Below are 23,411 nucleotides of genomic sequence, written 5' to 3'. Positions count from 1 at the left end.
CTTCTCCTGGCATGGCCCACCCCGTGCGGTTCGACGACGACGACGAGTTGCTGCGGCGTGTGCGGGAGCTGGCGTTGGCGTTCCCGGGCGCCGCGGAGAAGGTGAGCCACGGCCGGCCGCAGTTCGTCACCACCAAGACGTTCGCCGTGTACGGGGCGACGGTGAAGGGCGACCATCATTCGACGCGCTGGGCGCGGTCGCTGCAGTTCCTTCCCGATCCCGACGAGCACGACGCCCTGATCGGCGACGCCCGGTTCTTCGTTCCCGCGTACTGGGGTCCCGCCGGGTGGCTCGGCCTCGACCTCACGGCCGACGAGCCCGACTGGGAGGAGGTGCGCGAACTCCTCGACATGTCCTACCGACGCACGGCCACGAAGCGCCTGGTCGCCGAGCTCGACGCACGCTCGTGACAGCATCGACCGCGTGCAGCTGCTCCTGATTCGTCACGCGCTTCCGCTCTCGTCCACCGACGGGGCCGACCCGGATCTGTCCGATCTCGGCCGCGAGCAGGCCGCCCGCCTGCCCGACGCGCTGGCCCCGCACGACATCGTCCGCATCGTGTCGAGCCCGCAGCGTCGCGCTCTCGACACCGCCGCCCCGCTCGCGTCCGCGCGCGGACTGGGCGTCGACGTCCTGGACGGGCTGGCGGAGTACGACCGCGACCATGCCGGCTACCTGCCCATCGAGCAGGCCCGCGAGCAGTTCCCCGAGCAGTACGCACGCATCAAGGCCGGGTACCTACCCGACGGCGTCGACGCGGACGCGTTCGCCGGTCGCGTCGAGGACGCGCTCGCCCGGGTGATCGGCGAGGCCGACCCCGACGCGTCCGTCGCCGTCGTCGCGCACGGCGGCGTCGTCAACGCGGTGCTGCATCGCCTCCTCGGCACCGCGACGCCGCTGACGTTCCCGATCGACTACTGCTCGATCACCCGCGTGCTCGTCTCCCGGAGCGGTCACCGGACCGTGGCCTCGGTCAACGAGACCCAGCACGTGCTGGATCTGCTCCCCCGGTACCGGATGCGATCCTCATCGACTTCTCAATGAGCCTGCTCAGGGCCGGTTTTCGGCTGTGTGCGGGTTCCGGCGCGTCCGGCGGGGTCCGTCGGGGCCGTTAGCCTGAGCCCTACTATGTCTGCTCCCTCCGCGCACGGCGCGCCGCGGTCCGGCCCGCTCGCCGTCCTGTCCCGGCCTCTCGTGGCGCTTCTCGTGATCGTCCTTCCGCTGCTGGTCGTCGGCGGGTATGCCGTGGCCAGCGGGCACGACGTCGATCCCGTCGCGTCCTCGAGCACGTCCACCACCGCGGCGGCGGACGGCGAGAGCGGTGACGATTCCGCCGCGCAGCCCGGTGCGGACCCCCTCGCGAAGACGCGCTCGGCGCTGACGCAGACCCAGCTGCCGCTCAGCCTCCTCTCGGGCGGGCTGACCCAGCTCACCGACGGCGCGCCCCTCCTCTCGGGTGGGGTGAACCAGCTCTCCGACGGGCTGGGGCAGGCCCGCGACGGTGCCCAGCAGCTCGCGGACGGCAACGCCCAGCTCGCCGGTGGTCTCGGTCAGCTCCAGGGCGGGGTCGTCCAGCTCGGTGACGGTGCCACGCAGATCAGCGGCGGAGTGAACCAACTGACGACACCCCTGCTCGCCCTCGGTGAGAAGCAGGCAACCGCCACGGCGGCCATCGCCGACGTCGCGAACCGGATCGAGACGCTGAACAACCCCATCACCACCGACGCCGCCCGTCAGCTCCGCGAGTTGATCGACACCCTGAACGCCCAGGGCCTCGGCCCCGACACGGTCTCGCAGATCAACCAGCTGCGCGACGGCGCCGAGTTGCTCGCCTACCAGCTGAGCGACCCGTCCAGCGAGTTCGTCACCGGCGTCGCCACGGCGGTCGACGGCTCGAACCAGCTGGCCACCGGCTCGGTGCAACTGCGCGACGGCCTGGTCCAGCTCGACGACGGCGGCAAGCAACTGCGCGCGGGAACCGACCAGCTCTCCTCCGGCATCGAACCCATCGAGGGCGTGGTGACCAGCCTGCAGAACGGCGTACGCAACGCCTCGTCGTCGCTGCCCGGCGCGACCAACGTCACCGCGACCACCACGACGTCCGACGACGGCACCGTCTCGACCACCGTCGTCGCCTCGAGCCGGGACACCGCCACCTACTACGTCATCGCAGCACTCGTCGCGGTGGCCGCCGTCGCCGCGGTGAGCCTGCTGCGTCGCCTCCGACCGGGAGCTCGCGTGGTGCCCGTGGTGGCCGTCGTCGGCATCGCCGCGGCCGCCTCGCTCGTCTACTGGCTGGTCGGCGACGGCCGATCCGTCGGGACCCTCGTCGGCGGCGTCGCGTTCCTGCTGCTGTCCGCGGCCGCTTTCGTCGCGGCCGCCGGTGCGGTGCAGATGGCGTTCGGTCGCGCCGTCGGACAGTCCGTGAACCTCGTGGCGCTGCTCGTTCAGCTCGCGGTGGCCGGCGCGGCACTCGTCGCCGCTCCCGACAGCCCCGTCTTCGGTCGACTCGCCTCGTTCACGCCCGTCGGATGGCTCGCCACCGGCCTCGATCGCATCGGGGCCGACGCCATGGACGCCACCGGGTGGCTCGCCGTCGTCGTCACGGTGGCACTGCTCGGAGTCGCCGGCATCGTCTGGTCCGTCGTGGCCCGGTCGCACCCGGCCGACACCGTCGACGACCGGGCCTACGCCGGCGCCTGAGCCGCCCGTGGTTCAGGCGGGCGGTGCGAACGCGTCGATCACCGACGCCATGTCGTCCGATCCGTGGCCGCGATCGCTCGCGTCGGCGAACGCCGCCCGGACCGCGCCGAGCAACCGCCCCGCCGAGGTGTCGGTCGCGTCGATCATGAGGTCGAGATCCTTGACCACACCGTCCACCCCGAACGACGGGGTGAACTCGCGCTCGATCATCGCGGTCCCCTTGAGCTGCGTGTAGGGCGCACCGATGGGGCCGCCGTCGAGTGCCTGCAGGAAGAGCGTCGGATCGACGCCGAGGTGACGCGCGATGGCCACCGACTGCGCGGTGGCGGCCGTCAGGGTCGCCACCATCGCATTGCACGCGAGCTTGAGGGCGCTGGCCGCACCGGGCTCCGTGCCCGCCGACACCGTCTTCACGGCGATGGCCTCCACGACCGGCCGCACGGTCTCGAGGAGCGAATCGGGGCCGGAGATCAGCGCGGTGAGCGTGCCCTGCTCGGCCGGGGCCTTGGTGCCCAGAACGGGCGCGTCCAGCGTCGCGACGCCGTGCCGGGCAGCCAGGTCGGCCAACCGCACCGCTCCCGCCGGCCCGACGGTGGCGCTCTGCATCCACACCGCGCCGTCGCGCATCGCGGGCAGGAACGCGGCCGCGGCGTCGGCGGTGGCCGCCTCGTCGTACAGCATCGTGACGACCACGTCGGCGTCGCGCACACAGTCCGTCGGGTCGGTGGACCCCCGCGCCCCGGAATTCACGAGATCCGTCGTGCGCTCCGCGGTACGGTTCCAGACGGACACGTCGTGGCCCGCCCGCAGGATCGACGCGGCCATGCCCGCGCCCATGGTGCCGGTTCCGATCACTGCCACTCGCACGTGCGACCTCCCTCACGATGACGACGACGCATTTCGTCCCGCCCGTGCCGGTGTGTTCCCATCGAGGGTCGAGATCAATCGTGACTGACGGTAAGGACCACGCATGACCAGCCCACACACCACTGCTTCACCCCGAGCCGGGCTTCGGGAGTGGGTGGGACTGGCCGTCCTCGTCATGCCCATCCTGGTGGTGTCGATGGACATGTCGGTGCTCTACCTGGCCCTGCCGTCGCTCACCGTCGACCTGCAGCCGAGCAGCGCCGAGCAGCTGTGGATCCTCGACATCTACAGCTTCATGCTGGCCGGCCTCCTGGTCACCATGGGCTCACTGGGTGACCGCATCGGCACTCGCCGTCTGCTCATGATCGGGTCGGTCGTCTTCGGCGTGGCGTCCGTGCTGGCCGCGTTCTCGCAGAATCCCGAACAGCTCATCGCCTCCCGCGTGCTGCTGGGCATCGGCGGCGCCACCCTCGCGCCGTCGACGCTGTCCCTGCTGCGCAAGTTGTTCGTCGACCCGGTGCAGCGCGGCATGGCCGTCGGCGTGTGGACGGCCGGATTCGCCGGCGGTGGGTCCTTCGGTCCGGTGGTCGCCGGATTCCTGCTCGAGCACTTCTGGTGGGGATCGGTGTTCCTGATCAACCTGCCGATCATGGCCCTGCTGCTCGTCGCGGCGCCGCTGATCCTGCCCGAGGCGAAGAACCCCGACCCCGGGCGGTTCGATCTGCTCGCCGTCGCAGGGTCGATCGTGACCATGCTGGCTCTCGTCTTCGCTCTCAAGCACACCGCACAGGACGGCGCCGACTGGCAGGCCGGGGCGGCACTCGTGGTCGCCGCCGCCGTCGGCACGTGGTTCGTCCGCCGCCAACGCGCGAGCACCCACCCGATCATCGACTTCCCGCTGTTCCGCAATCCCGCGTTCTCGGTGGCCGTCATCGTGATCCTGGTGTCCGTTTTCGTCATCGCCGGGTTCAACCTGCTGCTCTCGCAGTTCCTGCAGCTGGTCATGGGATTCAGCACCCTCGAGGCCGGACTGTGGTCGCTGATCCCGGCCGTCGCGACCGCGATCGCCTCGCTCACGGCGCCGTTCGTCATGAAGCGACGGCCGCCGTCGGTGATCCTGCTCGGGTCCATCTCCGTCGCCGCCGTGGGCGCGGCGGTGGTCGGCCTGGTCGGGCTGCCGACGTCGGTGACCACCGGGGCCGCTCTGGCCATCCTGCTGTGCGGCATGGTGATCGCCTCGCTCGGCGTCGGAACGGGCACCACCCTCGGCTCGGACCGCGTGCTGGCCACCGCCGCACCCGAGAAGGCCGGGGCCGCGGGCGCCGTCTCCGAGACCGGCGCGGAACTCGGCGGCGCCCTGGGCATCGCGGTCCTCGGATCGATCAACCTCGCCACCTACCGCCTGGCGCTGGGCGGCGACGTCGCACCGAACAGCACCCTCGCCGGCGTGCTGTCGGATCCGACCACGGGATCGGACGTGGCCGACCGCGCCCGCGACGCGTACGTCGACGGTATGGTCGCCGCCGCCGGCGCCACCGTCGGCATGCTCGTGGTCGCGGGGCTGGCCTCGGCCTTCCTGTTCCGCCGGGCTCGCAGCAGCGCCCCCGACCCGGAGCGCGTGCCCGCCGCCTGACGCCCGCGACTTTTCCCACACGATCGGCGCGCGGTCCGCGGATTCGCGGAAATCGGCGCGATCGTGTGGGAGAACTCGCGCCGACGGCACCAAAACTGCGGTGCCCACGCCTGGCGCGATCCGGCGAAAAGTACCTGTCGGTCGGGATCGGAACCGAGAATGGCGGAATGACATCAATTCCGCCGGTGCCCGATGCGCTCGTTCCGCTTCTCACCTCCGGCCTTCCCCAGCAACGGGCCTTCGCGTTCTCCCGGCCTAGCTGGAGCAGATGGTTCGTACGCATGCCCGGTGTCCTGGACGCCATGGATGCGCTGCCCGACCGTGTGGACCGGGCCCACGTGGCCACAACTGTGGACGGGCTGATCGACAGCGATGTAGCTGCAGCGTTCGTCGTGGCAATGATCTGGGGTCACGGAAAGTCCGGCTACGGCCCGTTCCGAACAGCGCGCATCCTCACCGGAGGCCGCCGGCGCCCCTTGGAGCACGAACTTTCCACCGACGTGGTGGACAAACTCCGTGCGTCGGTCGACCACGTGCGGGGGGACGGACCTGTGGAGGGCTACCGATACATGGCGAACGAAGGGGCGCTATGGGGTCTCGGACCCGCCTTCTTCACGAAGTGGCTGTGTTTCGCGAGTGCCCGCGGTGATCACGAATCCGATACTGCTGCACCGATCCTCGACGCGATCGTCATTCGGTGGCTGCACCGGAACTCCGACGTTCGTCTACGAACGGGCCGAACCGTCGACTACGAGTGGTACGTCGACACGCTACGGGCATGGGGATCGGCGGCCGGTCTGTCCGCAGTCCAGGTCGAGGAGCGAATCTTCCGACTGAACCGTGCTGACGGCGCGGTCGCAGTGAATTGAGCGTGTGCCCGCCGCCTGACGCCCGCGACTTTTTCCACACGATCGGCGCGCGGTCCGCGGATTCGCGGAAATCGGCGCGATCGTGTGGGAGAACTCGCGCCGAACACCCCCGGACACACGTCAGCACCCCCTCCCGTGACGGGTGGGGGTGCCGACGGGGGTGGTTCCGACTAGCGCTGCGCCATCTGCGTCGGCGTGATCGGTGCCGGCAGGGCGGTCTTGCCCATGAGGAAGCTGTCCACGGCCGAGGCGGCGGAGCGACCCTCGGCGATGGCCCACACGATCAGGGACTGGCCACGGCCCATGTCTCCGGCCACGAAGACGCCCTCGACGTTGGTGTTCCACTTGTCCGTGCGGGCGACGTTGCCGCGCTCGTTGAGGTTCACACCGAGGTCGGTGAGCAGGCCGGGCTTCTCCGGGCCGGTGAAGCCCATGGCGAGCAGCACCAGATCGGCCTCGAGGTGGAAGTCGGATCCCTCCACCTTGTGGAAGCGACCGTCCTTGAACTCGACCTCGTGCGCGTCGAGCCCGGTGACGATGCCGTTCTCGCCGGTGAACTTCTCGGTGTTGACCGAGAAGACCCGCTCGCCGCCCTCCTCGTGCGCGGACGACACCCGGTACACCAACGGGTACGTCGGCCACGGGGTGGAATCGGCGCGCTCCTCGGGCGGGCGCGGCATGATCTCGAACTGGTGGACGCTGGCCGCACCCTGACGGTGCGAGGTGCCCAGGCAGTCCGCGCCGGTGTCGCCGCCGCCGATGATGACGACCTTCTTGCCGCGCGCGGTGATGGGCGGCTGGCCATTGGCGTCGGTGACGTCGTCGCCGAGCTGCACGCGATTGGCCCACGGCAGGAACTCCATGGCCTGGTGGATGCCGCCGTACTCGCGGCCGGGCACCTCCAGGTCACGAGCCTTGGTGGCACCGCCGGAGAGGACCACGGCGTCGAACTGCGACCGCAGCTCCGCCGCCGTGATGTCGACACCGACGTTCACCCCGGTGCGGAAGATGGTGCCCTCGGCCTCCATCTGCGCGATGCGGCGGTCGATGTGCCGCTTCTCCATCTTGAACTCGGGGATGCCGTACCGGAGCAACCCGCCGATGCGGTCGGCCCGCTCGAAGACCGTCACGGTGTGGCCGGCGCGCGTGAGCTGCTGCGCGGCAGCGAGTCCCGCCGGTCCCGAGCCGACCACCGCCACCGTCTTGCCGGTGAGGTAGGTCGGGTAGACGGGCTGAACCCATCCCTCGTCGAAGGCCCGGTCGATGATCTCGACCTCGACCTGCTTGATGGTCACCGGATCCTGATTGATGCCCAGGACGCACGACGCCTCGCACGGCGCCGGGCACAGCCGCCCGGTGAACTCCGGGAAATTGTTGGTGGCGTGCAGGCGGTCGATGGACTCGCGCCACCGGTCCTTGTACACCAGGTCGTTCCACTCGGGAATGAGGTTCCCCAGGGGACACCCGTTGTGGCAGAACGGGATACCGCAGTCCATGCAGCGGCTCGCCTGGGTCCGCAGCGTGTCCGTCGAGAAGTCCTCGTAGACCTCTTTCCAGTCCATCAGACGCAGGTCGACGGGACGCCGCTTCGGCAGTTCCCTGGACGTGTTCTTCAGAAATCCCTGCGGGTCACCCACGAGCTGCCTCCATGATCGCCTCGTCCACGTCGGCGCCGTTCTTCTCGGCTTCGGAAATGGCGAGCAGTACCTTCTTGTAATCCCGCGGCATCACCTTGACGAAGTGATTCACCTGCTGCGACCAGTCGGCGAGGATGCGCTCGGCGACCTCGGATCCGGTCTGGTCGCGATGACGGGTGACCGCGTCCTTGAGCCACGCGAACTCGTCGCCCTCGAGGGTTTCGATGTCCACCAGTTCGGTGTTGAGGTTGGCCTCGAACGTCGAGTTCGGATCGAACACGAACGCCACGCCGCCGGACATGCCGGCACCGAAGTTGCGTCCGGTCTCGCCGAGAATGACCACCTTGCCACCGGTCATGTACTCGCACCCGTGGTCACCCACACCCTCGACGACGGCCGTGGCACCGGAGTTGCGCACCGCGAATCGCTCGCCGACGACACCGCGGATCAGCGCCTCGCCCTCGGTGGCACCGAAGAGGATGACGTTGCCGGCGATGATGTTGTTCTCGGCGACGAAGTCCGGATTGGCGTCGCGCGACGGGCGCACGACGATCCGACCACCGGACAGACCCTTGCCGACGAAGTCGTTCGCGTCACCCTCGAGTCGCAGCGTCATGCCCTTGGGCACGAACGCGCCGAAACTGTTGCCGGCGGACCCGGTGAAGGTGATGTCGATGGTGTCGTCGGGCAGGCCGTCGGCACCGTACTTCTTGGTCAGCTCGTGGCCGAGCATCGTGCCCACCGTGCGGTTGACGTTGGTGATGCGCGTGGTGAACTGCACCTTCTCGCCCGAATCCAGTGCCTCACGGCTCTGGGTGATGAGCTGCTGGTCCAGCGCCTTGTCCAGCGAATGATCCTGGGTGCCCGTGCAGTACAGGTCCTGGTTCATGAACGCCGACTCGGGCTGGTCCAGGATCGGCGACAGGTCGAGCTTCGACGCCTTCCAGTGCTCCTTGGCCGCGGTGGTGTCGAGCAGGCCGACCTGGCCGACTGCCTCGTCGAGCGTGCGGAAACCGAACTCGGCCAGGTACTCCCGGACCTCCTCGGCGATGTAGAGGAAGAAGTTCTCGACGAACTCCGGCTGACCCGCGAACCGCTTGCGCAGCACCGGGTTCTGCGTCGCCACGCCCACCGGGCAGGTGTCGAGGTGGCAGACGCGCATCATGATGCAGCCCGACACCACCAGCGGCGCAGTGGCGAAACCGAACTCCTCACCACCGAGCAGAGCGGCGACCATGACGTCGCGGCCGGTCTTGAGCTGACCGTCGACCTGGACCACGATGCGATCGCGAAGTCCGTTGAGCAGCAACGTCTGCTGGGTCTCGGCCAGGCCGAGCTCCCACGGCGCACCCGCGTGCTTGACGGAGGTGAGCGGTGTCGCGCCCGTCCCGCCGTCGTGACCCGAGATGAGGACGACGTCCGCGTGGGCCTTCGACACGCCGGCGGCAACCGTGCCCACCCCGATCTCGGAGACGAGCTTGACGTGGATGCGGGCCGACGGGTTCGCGTTCTTCAGGTCGTGGATCAGCTGCGCGAGATCCTCGATCGAGTAGATGTCGTGGTGCGGGGGCGGCGAGATCAGACCCACGCCCGGCGTGGAGTGCCGAACCTCGGCCACCCACGGGTACACCTTGTGCGCCGGAAGCTGGCCGCCCTCACCGGGCTTGGCTCCCTGCGCCATCTTGATCTGGATGTCGGTGCAGTTGGTCAGGTAGTTCGACGTGACGCCGAAGCGCCCCGACGCGACCTGCTTGATGGCCGACCGACGCGAGTCGCCGTTCTCGTCCGGCGTGAAGCGTGCGACGTCCTCGCCGCCCTCACCGGAGTTCGACCGACCACCGAGGCGGTTCATGGCGATGGCGAGCGTCTCGTGCGCCTCGGCGGAGATCGAGCCGTAGCTCATCGCGCCGGTGGAGAAGCGCTTGACGATCTCGCGCGCCGACTCCACCTCGTCGATGGGAATCGGGCTCCGGCCCTCGGTGCGGAAGCGGAACAACCCGCGCAGCGACGCCAGCCGCTCCGACTGGTCGTCCACCATCTGCGTGTACTCCTTGAACACGCGGTACTGCCCGGTGCGCGTCGCGTGCTGGAGCTTGAACACGGTGTCCGGGTTGAACAGGTGGTACTCGCCCTCGCGGCGCCACTGGTACTCGCCACCGGTCTCGAGCTCGCGGTGTGCACGCTCGAACTTGTTGTCCAGGTAGGCGACTCCGTGACGGGCGGCCACGTCCGCGGCGATCTGGTCGAGGTCGATACCGCCGAGCGGCGAGGTGACGCCGTGGAAGTACTCGTCGATCAGATCCTGCGAGAGACCGATGACCTGGAACAGCTGCGCACCGGTGTACGACGCCAGCGTGGAGATGCCCATCTTGGACATCACCTTCAGCACGCCCTTGCCGGCGGCCTTGATGTAGTTGCGCACGGCGGTGTCGTACTCGACACCCTGCAGGTTGCCGCGCTCGATCATGTCCTCGATGGACTCGAAGGCCATGTACGGATTGACCGCGGCCGCACCGAATCCCACGAGCGTGGCCATGTGGTGCACCTCGCGCGCGTCACCGGCCTCCACGATCAGACCCACCTTGGTGCGCGTCTTCTCCCGCACCAGGTGGTGGTGGACCGCCGAGGTGAGCAGCAGCGACGGGATCGGCGCCAGCTTCTCGTTGGACTCCCGGTCCGAGAGGATGACGATGCGGGCGCCGCCGGCGATGGCCGCGGACACCTGCTTGCGGATGATCTCGAGCGAACGACGCAGTCCTTCACCGCCTTCGGCGACCGGGTACAGGCCGCGAACGACCACCGAGCGCAGCTCGTCGAGGTTGCCGTCGTCGTTGATGTGGACGAGCTTGGACAGCTCGTCGTTGTGCAGGATCGGGGAGTGCAGCACGATCTGGCGGCACGCCTCGGCGGTGGGCTGCAGCAGATCGCGCTCCGGACCGATGGTGCCGCCGAGGCTGGTCACCACTTCCTCACGGATGGCGTCGAGCGGCGGGTTGGTCACCTGCGCGAACAACTGCGAGAAGTAGTCGAAGAGCATGCGCGGGCGAGCCGAGAGCACCGCGACGGGGGTGTCGGTGCCCATCGAGCCGATGGCCTCGGCGCCCGTCTTCGCCATGGGAGCGAGCAGGACGTTCAGCTCCTCGGTGGTGTATCCGAAGATCTGCTGGCGGATGAGCACCCGGTCGTGCGACATGTGCACGTGCGGACGCTCGGGCAGCTCGTCGACCGCGAGCAGTCCCTCGTCCAGCCACTCCTGGTACGGGTGCTCGGCCGCGAGCTCGTCCTTGATCTCGTCGTCGCTGACGATGCGGCCCTGCGCGGTGTCCACGAGGAACATGCGGCCGGGCTGCAGACGGACCTTCTTCACGATGCGCGACGGCTCGATGTCGAGCACGCCGACCTCGGACGCCATGACGACCAGACCGTCGTCGGTGACCCACAGACGCGACGGACGCAGGCCGTTGCGGTCGAGCACGGCACCGATGACGGTGCCGTCGGTGAAGCACACCGACGCGGGGCCGTCCCACGGCTCCATCAGCGTCGAGTGGAACTGGTAGAACGCCCGGCGGGCGGGGTCCATGGTCTCGTGGTGCTCCCAGGCCTCCGGGATCATCATCAGCACCGCGTGCGGCAGGCTGCGGCCGCCCAGGTGCAGGAACTCGAGCACCTCGTCGAACCGAGCGGTGTCGGACGCACCGCGCGTACACACGGGGAAGATCGCGTCGAGCTTCTCTCGTCCGCCGAAGGCGTCCGAGTCGATCAGCGCTTCCCGGGCGCGCATCCAGTTCTCGTTGCCGGTGACGGTGTTGATCTCACCGTTGTGCGCGACACGACGGAACGGGTGCGCGAGCGGCCACGACGGGAACGTGTTGGTGGAGAAGCGGGAGTGCACCAGACCCAGGGCGCTCTCGACGCGCTCGTCCTGCAGGTCCAGGTAGAAGCCCTTGAGCTGAGGCGTCGTCAGCATGCCCTTGTAGACGATCGTCGACGGGGACAGCGACGGGAAGTACACCGACTCGCGGCCGGGGCCGTCCTTGCCGGGGCCCTCGGTCCCCAGCTCGTGCTCGACGCGCTTGCGGGCGACGAAGGCCCGGCGCTCGAGGTCCAGTCCGCTGAGCGACCGATCCGGTGCGGCCACGAAGATCTGGCGGAACGTGGGCATCGCGTCGCGGGCCAGAGCGCCCAGCGACGTGTCGTCGGTCTCGACGGTGCGCCAACCGAGGACCTCGAGGCCCTCCTCGACGACGATGCGCTCGACACCGGCGACCGCTTCCTGCACCGCGGCGCGTGCCTGCGGGAGGAAGGCGATGCCGGTGGCGTAGGCACCCTCGGCGGGCAGCTCGAAGTCCACGACCGCGCGGTAGAACGCGTCGGGCACCTGGATCAGGATGCCCGCGCCGTCACCGGTGTTCGGCTCGGCGCCCGCCGCGCCGCGGTGTTCGAGATTGACCAGTGCGGTGATCGCCTTGTCGACGATGTCGCGGCTGCGACGGCCGTACATGTCGACGACGAACGCGACACCACAGGAGTCGTGTTCGTGGGCGGGGTCGTAGAGGCCCCGTGCTGCTGGGTACCGGTGACCGGGAATCTGCATGGTGTCTTGCCTCACTGCGAGTCGAGCCAGAATCCGCGTCGTCGTCCTGGACTCCGCCGGCACGCTCGTCGAGACGAGAAGGAGCGCACGGGGCGATCGGGAGCCGCCGCGGGGCGGTTCGAGAGCGGGTTCGCCGTTGAACACACACTCGGATCGGGCTGTCGGCCGACCCGAACGCACCGCTCGATGATGGTGCTCGAGCAGCGCGCCGACGATCGACCGGGTGTTTCCGGGCAGGGGGGAGTGCTTGTGGGTCCACCCCGCGAGGAAAACGATAGGTCAGCACCCCGACGAACTCACAAACGAGGGTTACCTTCACGGCCCTCACCTGCGACGACGTCGAAAGCTACGACGGTACGTGGGCCGCCGGGCGTCGTTGCACGGCGTCGTGACCGTTCCGGTCCACCCGTCGATGTCGGCGGCCGGGGCGGCCGACACGGTCTGCACGGCTCGCCGTCGAGCGGGTGAGGACACGATCACGCAACGCCGACGATACCGGGACGACACCGGGCGCAACAGAGAGAAGGGCAGGAGAGCGACGATCAACGGCCCGTGAAACGACTACTGGCCGCAGCGATGGAGATCAGCTACGGCCAGCGTGGTGGGCGAAGGGGGACTTGAACCCCCACGTCCCGAAGGACACTGGCACCTGAAGCCAGCGCGTCTGCCATTCCGCCACTCGCCCGAGCGACCCGAGAACGGTAGCACGGCCGTCGTCGCGGGCCGAAATCGCCGGAGCCGCGGCGGTCCGTCCGGACCGTTCGCCCGTTTCTCGAGGTCGCGGCCGGGTCGGTCGACGGATTTCGGCGTATAGCATGACTGTGCCGTCCCGGACCGCCGGGACACGCAGCCGTGTCCGAAGCAGAATCGGTCGGGGCACGTCCGACACACGAGGTCCGACGCACGAACGAAGGAGGGTGACGTGGGAGTGGTTCAGCGGTTCGAGCGCAAACTGCAGAGTGCCGTCGGCGACGCCTTCGCCCGCGTGTTCGGCGGCGGCGTCGTGCCGGCGGAGGTCGAAGCCGCGCTGCGGCAAGAGGCCCTGAGCGGTGTGCGCACCCTCGACGGTGGTCACGTGCTCGCGCCCAACGACTTCGTCATCACCATCAGCCCGTCCGATCACGAGCGCCTCGCCTCCGATCAGGATCTGACCACCCGCGCCTTCTCGCGCCACCTGCAGGACTACATCTCCGAGCAGGGGTGGCAGACCTACGGTGCCGTGGCCGTCCACTTCGAGGCCGCACAGTCCCTCCATACCGGCCAGTTCCGCACCGCCGGTCGCGTGAACCCGGATGCGGGGACCGATCGTGGCCCCGCCGCCGCCGCACGTCAGACTCGAGACCGATCCCACCGCCCCACCCCGTCGACATCAGGAGCCGTCTCCATGACTCAGAATCCCGGGAATCGCACCGAGGGCGACGAGCCCGACCGCGAGGCCGGATCCGTCGCTCACGGCCCACGCAACGGCAGCGCCTACCCGGGCGAGACCGCGTCGGGTGCGGAGTCGGAGAACCGCGTTCGCCCGCCGGCCGGCTACCCCGGTCGCCCCGCGGCGGACGCACGTCCCCGCGGCCCGGTGGCGCCCTACGGTGCACCGAACGCCGACCAGGCCGAGCGCGCCGATGGACCCGGGGGCGACCGCGGGCGGGACGATCGCGGAGAGAGCCGTGGCGGCTACGACCCGCAGTACGGTCAGGCCGGATATCAGGGTGGCCCCGGCCCCGGCGGATACCAGTCCGGTGGATACCAGCCGGGTGGGTACCAGCCGGGCGGATATCGGGAGGACGACCAGCGCGGCTACGGGCCGGGCGGGTACGGCCCCGGCGGGTACGGCCAGGGCGGATACCCGCCGGGCCGCCCCCCGCAGGAGGACCAGCGCGGCTACGGCCAGGGCGGATATCAGCCGGGCTACGAGCAGGCGGGGCACGACCAGCGTGGCTACGGCCAGGGCGGGTACGACGACCGTGGCTACGGCCAGGGTGCGTACGACGACCGCGGTTACGGGCGGGGCGCCTACGACAACGGCGGCTACGGCCGCCCGGGACCCGACCCGCGCGCCTACGGTCGCCCCGACCAGCAGGGTTACGACGCACGACCGGCGTACGACCAGCCGGCCTACGACCAGCCGGGTTACGACCAGCCGGGCTACGACCAGCAGGCCTACGGCCGGGCGCCCTACGATCCGTCCGCAGCCGACTCGCGGGCCTACGGCGCCGCTGCTGCCGGTCACGACGCCGGGTACGCCGGCCCGTCCACGCAGGGCTATCGGGCTCCCGACCTGCACGACGTCCCCGCCGGGACGGCGACCGCGACCCTGTCGCTCGAGGACGGCAGTGGGCGACAGTTCCAGTTGCGCGACGGCGCCAACATCGTCGGCCGCGGTCAGGACGCCCACTTCCGTCTGCCCGACACCGGAGTGTCGCGTCGTCACTTCGAGGTGCGCTGGGACGGTCACGTGGCGACGTTGTCGGACCTCGGCTCCACCAACGGCACCACGGTCAACGGTTCCCCCGTGCAGGACTGGCAGCTCGCGGACGGCGACGTCGTGCGGGCCGGTCACTCGGAGATCCTGGTGCGCATCGTCTGATCCGGTGCACGGGGAGCGCCACCGCGTCGCGGTGCGCGTATGACCTCGCTGTCACCCCCTGCCCCTATGATGCTGCGAGATGGCACACGTGACGCGTGCGCCGGAACGTCCGTGTCGACGCACCGTCGTCGACGTCGCTCGCGCCGACGGCACTCCGTCGGCCGATCCACCGGTGGAACGAGGAGGTGATCGCTGTGCAAGGTCTCGTTCTGCAACTCACGCGTGCGGGTTTCCTGGTGGTGCTGTGGCTGTTCGTGTGGGCCGTCCTGCGCACCCTGCGCTCGGACATCTACGCCGCGTCCGGGCTTCGCGTTCCCCCTCGCTCGCGGAAGACGCCGGTGTCGCTGCCGGGCCGGAAGCAGAAGGTGGCCAAGTACCTGGTGGTCACCCAGGGTTCCCTCGCCGGTACCCGCATCACCCTCGGCACGCAGCCGGTGCTCATGGGGCGGGCGGACGATTCCACGCTGGTGCTCACCGACGACTACGCATCCACCCGCCATGCCCGTCTGTCGCCGCGCGGCAGCGACTGGTACGTCGAGGACCTCGGGTCGACCAACGGCACGTACCTGGATCGCGTGAAGGTGACCACGGCGGTGCGTGTCCCGCTCGGAACCCCCGTGCGCGTGGGCAAGACCGTGATCGAGTTGCGCCCGTGACCCTCGTTCTCCGCTACGCCGCACGCAGCGACCGTGGCCTCGTCCGGTCGAACAACGAGGATTCGGTCTACGCCGGCGCGCGCCTGCTCGCCCTCGCCGACGGCATGGGCGGTCACGCCGCAGGTGAGGTCGCCTCGCAGCTGATGATCGCGGCGCTGGCGCATCTCGACGACGACGAGCCCGGCGACGATCTGCTGGGCAAGCTCGAGCGCGCGACTCGTGAGGGCAACGCCACGATCGCCGAGCAGGTCGAGGAGGACCCCGAGCTCGACGGCATGGGCACCACGCTCACCGCGATCCTGTTCGGCGGACGCAAGATCGGCCTGGTCCACATCGGGGACTCGCGCGCCTACCTTCTCCGGGACGACGAGTTGACCCAGATCACGCGGGACGACACCTTCGTCCAGTCGCTCGTCGACGAGGGTCGCATCACCGCCGAGCAGGCCCACTCGCACCCGCAGCGGTCGCTCATCATGCGGGCGTTGACCGGCAACGAGATCGAACCCACGCTGACCGTCCGCGAGGCCCGCGCGGGCGACCGGTACCTGCTGTGCTCGGACGGTCTGTCCGACGTGGTGAGCAGCGAGACCATTGCGGACACCCTGCGCGAGGGTGAGAACGACGTGTGCGCCGACCGGCTCATCGAGCTCGCGCTGCGCAGTGGCGGTCCGGACAACGTCACCGTCGTCGTCGCCGACGTCATCGACCTCGACTACGGCCAGTCGCACCCGATTCTCGCGGGGGCGGCGTCGATGGACGACGAAGAGGACACTCCGCCGCCGAACACCGCCGCCGGTCGGGCCGCGGCGATGCGGCCGCCGCGGTCGACGCCGAAGCGCGTGGCACCGGCCCCGCCGCCGGAACCGGAGAAGAAGTCGCACAAGCTCCGGTGGATCCTGACGTCCGTCGCGCTGGTGGCGCTGCTCGCCGCCGGCGCCATCGTCGGGTGGTCACTGCTGCAGCGCAACTACTACGTCGGAACGGACGACGGCCGCGTCGCGGTGATGCGCGGTGTGCCGGGTTCGGTGCTCGGCTACTCCCTGCAGACCGTGGACCTGATCGGATGCGTGCGCGAGTCGCCCACCGAGTCCGCGTCCTCGGCCACCACCACGACGGCACCGCCGACCACCACGCCGGCCCCGGTGCCCGGGGCACCGACCGACACGGCACCGACCGACGCGGCACCGACCGACGAGCCGGCACCCGCGCCGGAGCCGGAGCCCGAGCCCGCGACCGTCGACCTGCGGTCACCGTCCGAGGCGGGCGACTGCCGCATTCTCGGTGTCGACGACCTGCAGCCGTCCGCCCGTGAGCAGGTGCGGTCCGGCCTGCCCTCCGGCACGCTGGCCGACGCGCGGTCCCAGGTCACTCGCCTGGTGTCGACGGATCTGCTGCCGGTGTGCGACGAGTCGCCGACCACCACCTCCACCACGCCCGTTCCCACCACGACCGACGTCCCCGCTCCGGGTGACCCGGCGGCCCCGCCCGCGGAGACCGCCCCGCCCACGGAGACGATCACGCCCACGCCGACCCCCACCCCCGTGGTGGGCCAGACGTGCCGGGTGGGTACGCGATGACGGCACCCTCGCAGTCCTCGCCGTCGTTCCCCAGCCCGCCCGGTGGGTTCGCCCCGGCTCCGCCACAGTCCACCCGTCGGGGTGTCGAGGCCGCACTCCTCGCGGCGGCGACGCTGATCACGACTCTGTCGTTCGTACTGGTCGAAGCCAGCCAGGAACAGGCCGTGACCTGGGACCTGGCGAAGTACGGCCTGGCGTACCTCGCGATGTTCGTCGTGGCCCACGCCGCGGTGCGACGGTTCGCCACCCATGCCGACCCGCTGCTGCTGCCCATCGTGGCGTTGCTCAACGGACTCGGCCTGGTGCTCATCCACCGACTCGACCTGGCCGCGCAGGAATCCGCGCGATACCTGGGAACGGACGCACCGTCACCGGACGCGAACCAGCAGGTGCTGTGGACGGCCCTCGGCATCGCGTGTTTCGTCGCGGTGCTGGTCCTCGTGCGCGACTACCGCACGCTCGCACGCTACGGCTACACCCTCGGCCTGGGCGGTCTGCTCTTCCTGGCGCTGCCCGCCGTCCTGCCGTCGTCTCTCTCGGAGGTCAACGGGTCCAAGATCTGGATCCGCCTGCCCGGCTTCAGCATTCAGCCCGGTGAGTTCGCCAAGATCGCGTTGCTGATCTTCTTCGCCTCGGTCCTGGTGGCCAAGCGTGAGCTCTTCACGACGGCCGGCAAGCACGTGTTGGGCATGGACCTGCCGCGAGCGCGCGACCTCGGTCCGATCGTGGTCGCCTGGATCGTCTCCATCGGGGTCCTCGTGTTCGAGAAGGACCTCGGCACGTCGCTTCTCATCTACTCGACGGTCCTGGTGATGATCTACATCGCCACCGAGCGGGTCGGGTGGATCGTCGTGGGGTTGGCGCTGCTGCTCGCCGGGTTCGTGGTCGCGTACAACACGTTCGGGCACGTCAAGATCCGCACGGACACCTGGCTCGACCCGTTCGCGGACTACAACGACACCGGCTACCAGATCTCGCAGTCGCTGTTCGGTCTCGCCACCGGGGGGATGGGCGGTACCGGCCTCGGCAGCGGTCGTCCGTCCCAGGTGCCGTTCGCCAACACCGACTTCATCGTCGCGACCGTCGGCGAGGAGTTGGGCCTGATCGGGCTCGCCGCCGTCCTCATGTTGTACCTGCTGTTCGTCCTCCGCGGCGTGCGCACCGCCCTCGCCGTGCGCGACAGCTTCGGCAAACTGCTCGCGGCCGGGTTGTCCGTCATCATCGCCGTGCAGCTGTTCGTCGTGGTGGGCGGAGTGACCAAGCTGATCCCGCTGACCGGTCTCACCACGCCCTTCATGTCCTACGGAGGCTCGTCCCTGCTCGCCAACTACGTCCTGGTGGCCCTGCTGATCAAGATCTCCGACGCGGCCCGCGCACCCGTCGTTCCGCAGAAGCGCGGACCCGCCGGCCCGCAGATCGGTGACGCACCCACCCAGGTGGTGAAGCGCCCGTGAACACACCCCTGCGCCGCGTCGCGATCGGCATCATGGCCATGGTCGTCGTGCTGCTCGCCAACGCCACCTACGTTCAGGTGATCAAGGCCGACGACCTCCGGACCGATCCTCGGAACTCGCGCGTCCTGCTGGACGAGTACGCCCGTCAGCGCGGACAGATCTCGAGCGGCGGTCAGGTCCTGGCCGCCTCCGTCGCGACGGACGATCGGTACAAGTACCTGCGCACCTACCCGTCCAACCCCGCGGCGCCCTCGAGCGCACTGGCGAACGCGCCGGTCACCGGGTTCTACTCGATGCTCTACTCGAGCACCGGTCTCGAACGGGCCGAGGACCCCGTCCTCAACGGGTCCGACAACCGGTTGTTCGGCAAGCGGTTCTTCGACCTGTTGGCCGGTCGCGACCCCCGTGGCGGCAACGTCGTCACCACCATCGATCCCGTGATGCAGCAGGTGGCCTACGACCAGCTGACCAGCAAGGGGTACACCGGATCCGTGGTGGCCATCGAGCCGTCCACCGGCAAGATCCTCACGATGGTCTCGACGCCGAGCTACGACCCCAACGAGTTGGCGTCGCACAACGGTGAGCAGACGGCCGCGGCCTGGGAACGGCTCAGCCAGGACCCCACCAATCCCCTGGTGAACCGGGCGATCTCGCAGACCTACCCGCCGGGGTCGACGTTCAAGGTGGTGGTCACCGCGGCGGCCCTCGCGGACGGCGCGTACCCCGACACGCAGCTGACGGCGGCACCCGACATCACGCTACCCGGCACGTCCACGACCCTCGAGAACTACAACGGAGCAACCTGCGGCGGCGGTGCCACCGCCTCGCTCCGCGAGGCCTTCGCACGGTCCTGCAACACCGCGTTCGTCGAGCTCGGCATCGACGCCGGTGCGGGCGCCGTGTCCGACACCGCCACCGCATTCGGCGTCGGCGAGAGCCAGTCCGTGCCCCTGCCGGTCGCGCCCAGCACCGTCGGGGACATCCCGGACGACGCCGCGCTCGGGCAGTCCAGCATCGGCCAGCGCGACGTCGCCCTGACCCCGCTGCAGAACGCCGAGATCGCGGCGACCATCGCGAATCGCGGTGTTCGCATGGCCCCGCATCTGGTCGCGCAGCTGCAGGCACCCGACCTGTCCACGCTCGACACCACCGAGCCGACATCGCTGGGTCAGGCCGTGTCGCCGGAGGTCGCCGGGACCCTCACCGACCTGATGATCGGCGCGGAGAACAACTCCGGATCCGAGGGCCGGATCCCGGGAGTACAGATCGCGTCGAAGACGGGTACCGCCGAGCACGGCAGCGACCCGCGCAACACTCCGCCGCACGCCTGGTACATCGCCTTCGCACCCGCGGAGGATCCGAAGATCGCGATCGCCGTCATCGTCGAGGACGGCGGTGACCGCGCCCTCGCGGCCACGGGCGGGTCGGTCGCAGCGCCGGTGGCGCGGGCCGTGCTCGGTGCCGGATTGCAGGGGAGGTGAGCCACGGAATGAACGGTGGACTGAACAACGGTGCCCTCGTGGCGGACCGCTACCGGCTGATCCGGCTCATCGCCACCGGCGGTATGGGCCAGGTGTGGGAGGCGACGGACAATCGCCTCGATCGGCGGGTCGCGGTGAAGATCCTCAAGCCCGAGTTCTCCGACGATCCGGAGTTCGTGGAGCGCTTCCGCATCGAGGCACGCACGACGGCGCTGCTCAACCACCCCGGCATCGCCAACATCTTCGATTACGGCGAGGTGCGTGACCCCAGCGGCCAGTCGCTGGCCTACCTCGTGATGGAACTCGTGATCGGCGAACCGCTGAACGCGGTGCTGGGGCGCATGGGACGGCTGCCGCTGGTGCATGCCCTGGACATGCTCGAACAGACGGGCCGCGCCCTGCAGGCCGCTCACCGAGCGGGCATCGTGCACCGCGACGTCAAGCCGGGCAACATCATGATCACGCCCGACGGCACGGTGAAGATCACCGACTTCGGCATCGCGAAGGCGGTCGACGCCTCCCCGGTCACACGCACCGGCATGGTCATGGGGACCGCGCAGTACATCGCGCCGGAACAGGCGCTGGGTCAGGACGCGACCTCGGCGTCCGACGTCTACAGCCTCGGTGTCGTGGGATACGAGGCGGTCTCCGGCCAGCGGCCCTTCGTCGGGGACGGCGCGCTCACGGTGGCCATGAAACACGTTCGCGACGCCGCCCCGCCGCTGCCGGCGGATCTGCCTCCGCAGGTGCGCGAGCTCGTCGAGATCACCATGACCAAGGACCCGGCGGCGCGGTACGCGAACGGCGGCGAGTTCGCCGACGCGGTGGCCGCCGTGCGGGCCGGTCGACGGCCCCCGACGCCGGGTACGCCCCGGTCCGCCACCGGAACCACTCGCGTGGTGCCCCCGGTCTCGGCGGGAGGGCCGAGCAGCACCCGGATGATGAGCACCGCGGCCGGTCGATACGCGGCCGCGGCGCCGCGTGACCCGGAGCCCGATCGTGGCGGCATGTCGCCCGGTCAGAAGGCACTGGCGTGGGCGGCGGCCGGACTGTTGCTCCTCGCGGCCATCGTCGCGTTCGGCCTCTTCGTGTTCTCCGAGAGCGGCGGCGGACCCACCGTCCCCGTGACCACCTCCACCACCACGACGACGCCGACGACGACCGAGCCGACCACCACCACGACCCGGCCGACGACCACGACCACCACCACGACCACCACGACGACGACCACCACCGAGCCCACCACCACCGAGCCCACGACCACGACGCCGAGCACCACCACGACCACTCCGGGCGGACTGTTCGACATCCCCGGACTCGGCGGTATCGGCAACGGCGGTGGAAACGGAGGCGGCAACGGAGGCGGCAACGGACCGGGAGGCGGCAACGGACCGGGAGGGGGCCAGCGATGACCACGCCACGCAAGCTGTCCGCCCGGTACGACCTGGGTGAGATCCTCGGCTTCGGTGGTATGTCCGAGGTGCATCTCGCTCGGGACGGACGCCTGGACCGGGACGTCGCCATCAAGGTCCTGCGTCAGGATCTCGCGCGCGACCCCACGTTCTACCTGCGGTTCCGACGTGAGGCGCAGAACGCCGCCGCACTGAACCATCCTGCCATCGTCGCGGTGTACGACACGGGCGAGGCCGAGACCGAGACGGGTCCGCTGCCGTACATCGTCATGGAGTACGTCGACGGTGAAACCCTGCGGGACATCGTCCGCGCCGAAGGGCCCATGGCGCCCAAGCGCGCGATGGAGGTCATCGCCGATGTCTGTGCGGCGCTCGACTTCAGCCATCGCAACGGCATCGTGCACCGGGACGTCAAGCCGGCGAACGTCATGATCAACCGTGCCGGCGCGGTGAAGGTGATGGACTTCGGCATCGCCCGGGCCATCGCCGACAGCTCGAGCCCCATGACCCAGACCGCCGCCGTCATCGGCACCGCGCAGTACCTCTCTCCGGAGCAGGCCCGCGGTGAGCAGGTGGACGCGCGGTCCGACGTCTACTCCCTGGGCTGCGTGCTCTTCGAGATCCTCACCGGCGAACCTCCGTTCACCGGCGATTCCCCGGTGGCCGTGGCGTACCAGCATGTGCGCGAGGACCCGCGCCTGCCGTCGTCGGTGAACAAGGACGTTCCGGCGGAGCTCGACTCCATCATCCTCAAGGCGATGAGCAAGAATCCGGCCAACCGCTACCAGAGTGCGGCGGACATGCGGTCGGACCTGATCCGCGTCCTCGGCGGACAGCGCCCGAGTGCTCCCGTCGTCATGAGCGACGAGGACCGCACCACGATCTTCGGCGGCTCCGACACCGGGCGCGCGCCCGACCGCGAACCGGCCGACGCACCGTCGACCCGCGCGTCGGGTCGGCACGCCGGGCCGGATCCGGACGACGGGCGCCGCAGCCGCGTGAAAGTCGCGCTCGCCGCTCTGGCCACTGTCGTGGTCGTCGGCATCGTCGGGGTGTTCCTGTGGAACCTCGGCCCGGGTGCCGACGCCCGGTCGGTGACCGTCCCGGACGTCTCGGCTCTCTCAGCGGACGACGCGCGGACCACCCTCGAGAACGCGGGTTTCCGCGTCGATGTGCAGCAGCGCACCGATCCGACCGTGCCGGAGGGTGCCGTCATCGGAACCCGGCCGGTCTCGGGTACCACCGTCGACGAGAACAGCACTCTGGTCCTCGAACTCTCGACCGGTCCCGAGCAGATCCAGGTTCCCGCCCTGACCGGACTGACCAGCGAGGCCGCGGCCGCCGCCCTCGATCAGGCGGGCCTGACGCTCGATCCCGACGTGGAGCGTGCCGCGTCGCCGCGCGACCAGATCGACAAGGTGGTCTCCCAGGAGCCGGCCCGCGGGTCGACGATGGTGCAGGGTTCGGCCGTGCGCATCACGCTGGGATCCGGTCCGCGGCAGATCCGGGTGCCCGACGTGGTCGGCCAGAACATCGAGGTGGCGCAACCGAACCTCGCCGGCGCAGGGTTCGTCGTCGATCGCCGCAGTGTCGATTCGGCTCGCCCCGCAGGCGAGGTCGTGTCGACGTCGCCGGCCGGGGGCGGCTCGACGAGCGAAGGGGACACGGTCACGGTGCAGGTGTCCAACGGGAGTCAGTTCACGGTGCCGGACCTCACCGGACAGACGCCCGTCCAGGCCGTCGACACCCTGCGTGCCGCCGGGTGGCAGGGCACCGTGTCGGACCTCGACCAGGTGGACGTACCGACGCTCGACACCGGTCAGGTCAATCGCATTCAGCAGCAAGCGGTTCCGGTAGGACAAGCACTCGGGAAGACCGCGCGGATCGGGGTCTCGATCGGCCGGTTCGGCATCTGATCCCGCGCGGCCGCCCGGGCCGGCC

Annotated in this window: 15 protein-coding genes and 1 tRNA gene; 12 read left to right on the top strand and 4 right to left on the bottom strand. The window is 69.8% G+C overall.

Translation table 11 applies throughout. The annotated features are described in order from the left end of the window. The first annotated feature begins 11 nt into the window (after window positions 1-11). The 3 genes from RC2_RS18050 (at window position 12) to RC2_RS18040 (ending at window position 2,703) form a co-directional block, all read left to right on the top strand. The gene (locus tag RC2_RS18050; protein ID WP_068144816.1) at window positions 12-410 is read left to right on the top strand and encodes an MmcQ/YjbR family DNA-binding protein; all 399 of its coding nucleotides are present in this window, start codon (window positions 12-14) and stop codon (window positions 408-410) included. 13 nt (window positions 411-423) lie between these two features. After that, window positions 424-1,044 carry a histidine phosphatase family protein gene (locus tag RC2_RS18045; RefSeq protein ID WP_068144819.1) on the top strand — a complete coding sequence of 207 codons (621 nt, stop codon included), beginning with the start codon at window positions 424-426 and terminating at the stop codon, window positions 1,042-1,044. Window positions 1,045-1,128: 84 nt separating this feature from the next. After that, window positions 1,129-2,703 carry a hypothetical protein gene (locus RC2_RS18040; protein WP_068144822.1) on the top strand — a complete coding sequence of 525 codons (1,575 nt, stop codon included), beginning with the start codon at window positions 1,129-1,131 and terminating at the stop codon, window positions 2,701-2,703. 12 nt (window positions 2,704-2,715) lie between these two features. Here RC2_RS18040 and RC2_RS18035 read toward each other — a convergent pair whose 3' ends face one another. Beyond that, on the bottom strand, window positions 2,716-3,564 hold the full coding sequence (locus RC2_RS18035) for an NAD(P)-dependent oxidoreductase (protein WP_072681739.1): 849 nt from the start codon (window positions 3,562-3,564) through the stop codon (window positions 2,716-2,718). A 109-nt stretch (window positions 3,565-3,673) separates the two neighbouring features. On the opposite strand from RC2_RS18035, the gene RC2_RS18030 reads away from it, so the two are divergent. After that, window positions 3,674-5,203 carry an MFS transporter gene (locus RC2_RS18030; RefSeq protein WP_068144824.1) on the top strand — a complete coding sequence of 510 codons (1,530 nt, stop codon included), beginning with the start codon at window positions 3,674-3,676 and terminating at the stop codon, window positions 5,201-5,203. A gap of 167 nt (window positions 5,204-5,370) precedes the next feature. Then, on the top strand, window positions 5,371-6,072 hold the full coding sequence (locus tag RC2_RS18025; protein WP_139277460.1) for an 8-oxoguanine DNA glycosylase OGG fold protein: 702 nt from the start codon (window positions 5,371-5,373) through the stop codon (window positions 6,070-6,072). 170 nt (window positions 6,073-6,242) lie between these two features. Here RC2_RS18025 and RC2_RS18020 read toward each other — a convergent pair whose 3' ends face one another. From RC2_RS18020 to RC2_RS18005, 3 genes are all read right to left on the bottom strand, one after another. Further along, window positions 6,243-7,709, bottom strand: a complete 1,467-nt coding sequence (locus RC2_RS18020; RefSeq protein WP_068144831.1) for a glutamate synthase subunit beta — start codon at window positions 7,707-7,709, stop codon at window positions 6,243-6,245. Then, window positions 7,702-12,303: a glutamate synthase large subunit gene (gltB, locus tag RC2_RS18015; RefSeq protein ID WP_068144832.1), complete on the bottom strand. Its 4,602-nt coding sequence runs from the start codon at window positions 12,301-12,303 to the stop codon at window positions 7,702-7,704. Before gltB ends, RC2_RS18020 begins: the two co-directional genes overlap by 8 nt. A gap of 599 nt (window positions 12,304-12,902) precedes the next feature. Beyond that, window positions 12,903-12,988, bottom strand: a tRNA-Leu gene (locus RC2_RS18005). 237 nt (window positions 12,989-13,225) lie between these two features. Here RC2_RS18005 and RC2_RS18000 point away from each other — a divergent pair. The 7 genes from RC2_RS18000 to pknB all read left to right on the top strand — a co-directional run bounded on the left by RC2_RS18000 (window position 13,226) and on the right by pknB (window position 23,386). Further along, window positions 13,226-14,890, top strand: a complete 1,665-nt coding sequence (locus RC2_RS18000; RefSeq protein WP_068144838.1) for an FHA domain-containing protein — start codon at window positions 13,226-13,228, stop codon at window positions 14,888-14,890. 194 nt (window positions 14,891-15,084) lie between these two features. Further along, window positions 15,085-15,546: an FHA domain-containing protein FhaB/FipA gene (locus RC2_RS17995; RefSeq protein ID WP_068106642.1), complete on the top strand. Its 462-nt coding sequence runs from the start codon at window positions 15,085-15,087 to the stop codon at window positions 15,544-15,546. Further along, window positions 15,543-17,123, top strand: a complete 1,581-nt coding sequence (locus tag RC2_RS17990) for a PP2C family protein-serine/threonine phosphatase (RefSeq protein ID WP_072681738.1) — start codon at window positions 15,543-15,545, stop codon at window positions 17,121-17,123. The genes RC2_RS17995 and RC2_RS17990 overlap by 4 nt, the downstream gene beginning before the upstream one ends. Beyond that, the gene (locus RC2_RS17985; RefSeq protein WP_068153385.1) at window positions 17,120-18,577 is read left to right on the top strand and encodes an FtsW/RodA/SpoVE family cell cycle protein; all 1,458 of its coding nucleotides are present in this window, start codon (window positions 17,120-17,122) and stop codon (window positions 18,575-18,577) included. The genes RC2_RS17990 and RC2_RS17985 overlap by 4 nt, the downstream gene beginning before the upstream one ends. After that, a complete protein-coding gene (locus RC2_RS17980) occupies window positions 18,574-20,058 on the top strand; it encodes a peptidoglycan D,D-transpeptidase FtsI family protein (RefSeq protein ID WP_068153381.1) in 1,485 nt (494 codons plus the stop codon). Before RC2_RS17985 ends, RC2_RS17980 begins: the two co-directional genes overlap by 4 nt. Before the next feature lie 8 nt (window positions 20,059-20,066). Then, window positions 20,067-21,470 carry a serine/threonine-protein kinase gene (locus RC2_RS17975; RefSeq protein ID WP_139277459.1) on the top strand — a complete coding sequence of 468 codons (1,404 nt, stop codon included), beginning with the start codon at window positions 20,067-20,069 and terminating at the stop codon, window positions 21,468-21,470. After that, on the top strand, window positions 21,467-23,386 hold the full coding sequence (pknB, locus tag RC2_RS17970; protein WP_068153383.1) for a Stk1 family PASTA domain-containing Ser/Thr kinase: 1,920 nt from the start codon (window positions 21,467-21,469) through the stop codon (window positions 23,384-23,386). The genes RC2_RS17975 and pknB overlap by 4 nt, the downstream gene beginning before the upstream one ends. Window positions 23,387-23,411 lie beyond the last annotated feature (25 nt).

This window comes from Rhodococcoides corynebacterioides NBRC 14404 (assembly GCF_001894765.1).
GTDB lineage: Bacteria > Actinomycetota > Actinomycetes > Mycobacteriales > Mycobacteriaceae > Rhodococcoides > Rhodococcoides corynebacterioides.
Note: the sequence above shows the minus strand (reverse complement) of the source record. Positions and strands in the feature narration are given on the sequence as shown.

Bases quoted from the DNA above. Each gene is read 5' to 3' on its own strand.
- RC2_RS18050 (WP_068144816.1), top strand. From the start codon at position 12: ATGGCCCACCCCGTGCGGTTCGACGACGACGACGAGTTGCTGCGGCGT.
- RC2_RS18040 (WP_068144822.1), top strand. From the start codon at position 1,129: ATGTCTGCTCCCTCCGCGCACGGCGCGCCGCGGTCCGGCCCGCTCGCC.
- RC2_RS18030 (WP_068144824.1), top strand. From the start codon at position 3,674: ATGACCAGCCCACACACCACTGCTTCACCCCGAGCCGGGCTTCGGGAG.
- RC2_RS18025 (WP_139277460.1), top strand. From the start codon at position 5,371: ATGACATCAATTCCGCCGGTGCCCGATGCGCTCGTTCCGCTTCTCACC.
- gltB (WP_068144832.1), bottom strand. From the start codon at position 12,303: ATGCAGATTCCCGGTCACCGGTACCCAGCAGCACGGGGCCTCTACGAC.
- RC2_RS17985 (WP_068153385.1), top strand. From the start codon at position 17,120: ATGACGGCACCCTCGCAGTCCTCGCCGTCGTTCCCCAGCCCGCCCGGT.
- RC2_RS17975 (WP_139277459.1), top strand. From the start codon at position 20,067: ATGAACGGTGGACTGAACAACGGTGCCCTCGTGGCGGACCGCTACCGG.
- pknB (WP_068153383.1), top strand. From the start codon at position 21,467: ATGACCACGCCACGCAAGCTGTCCGCCCGGTACGACCTGGGTGAGATC.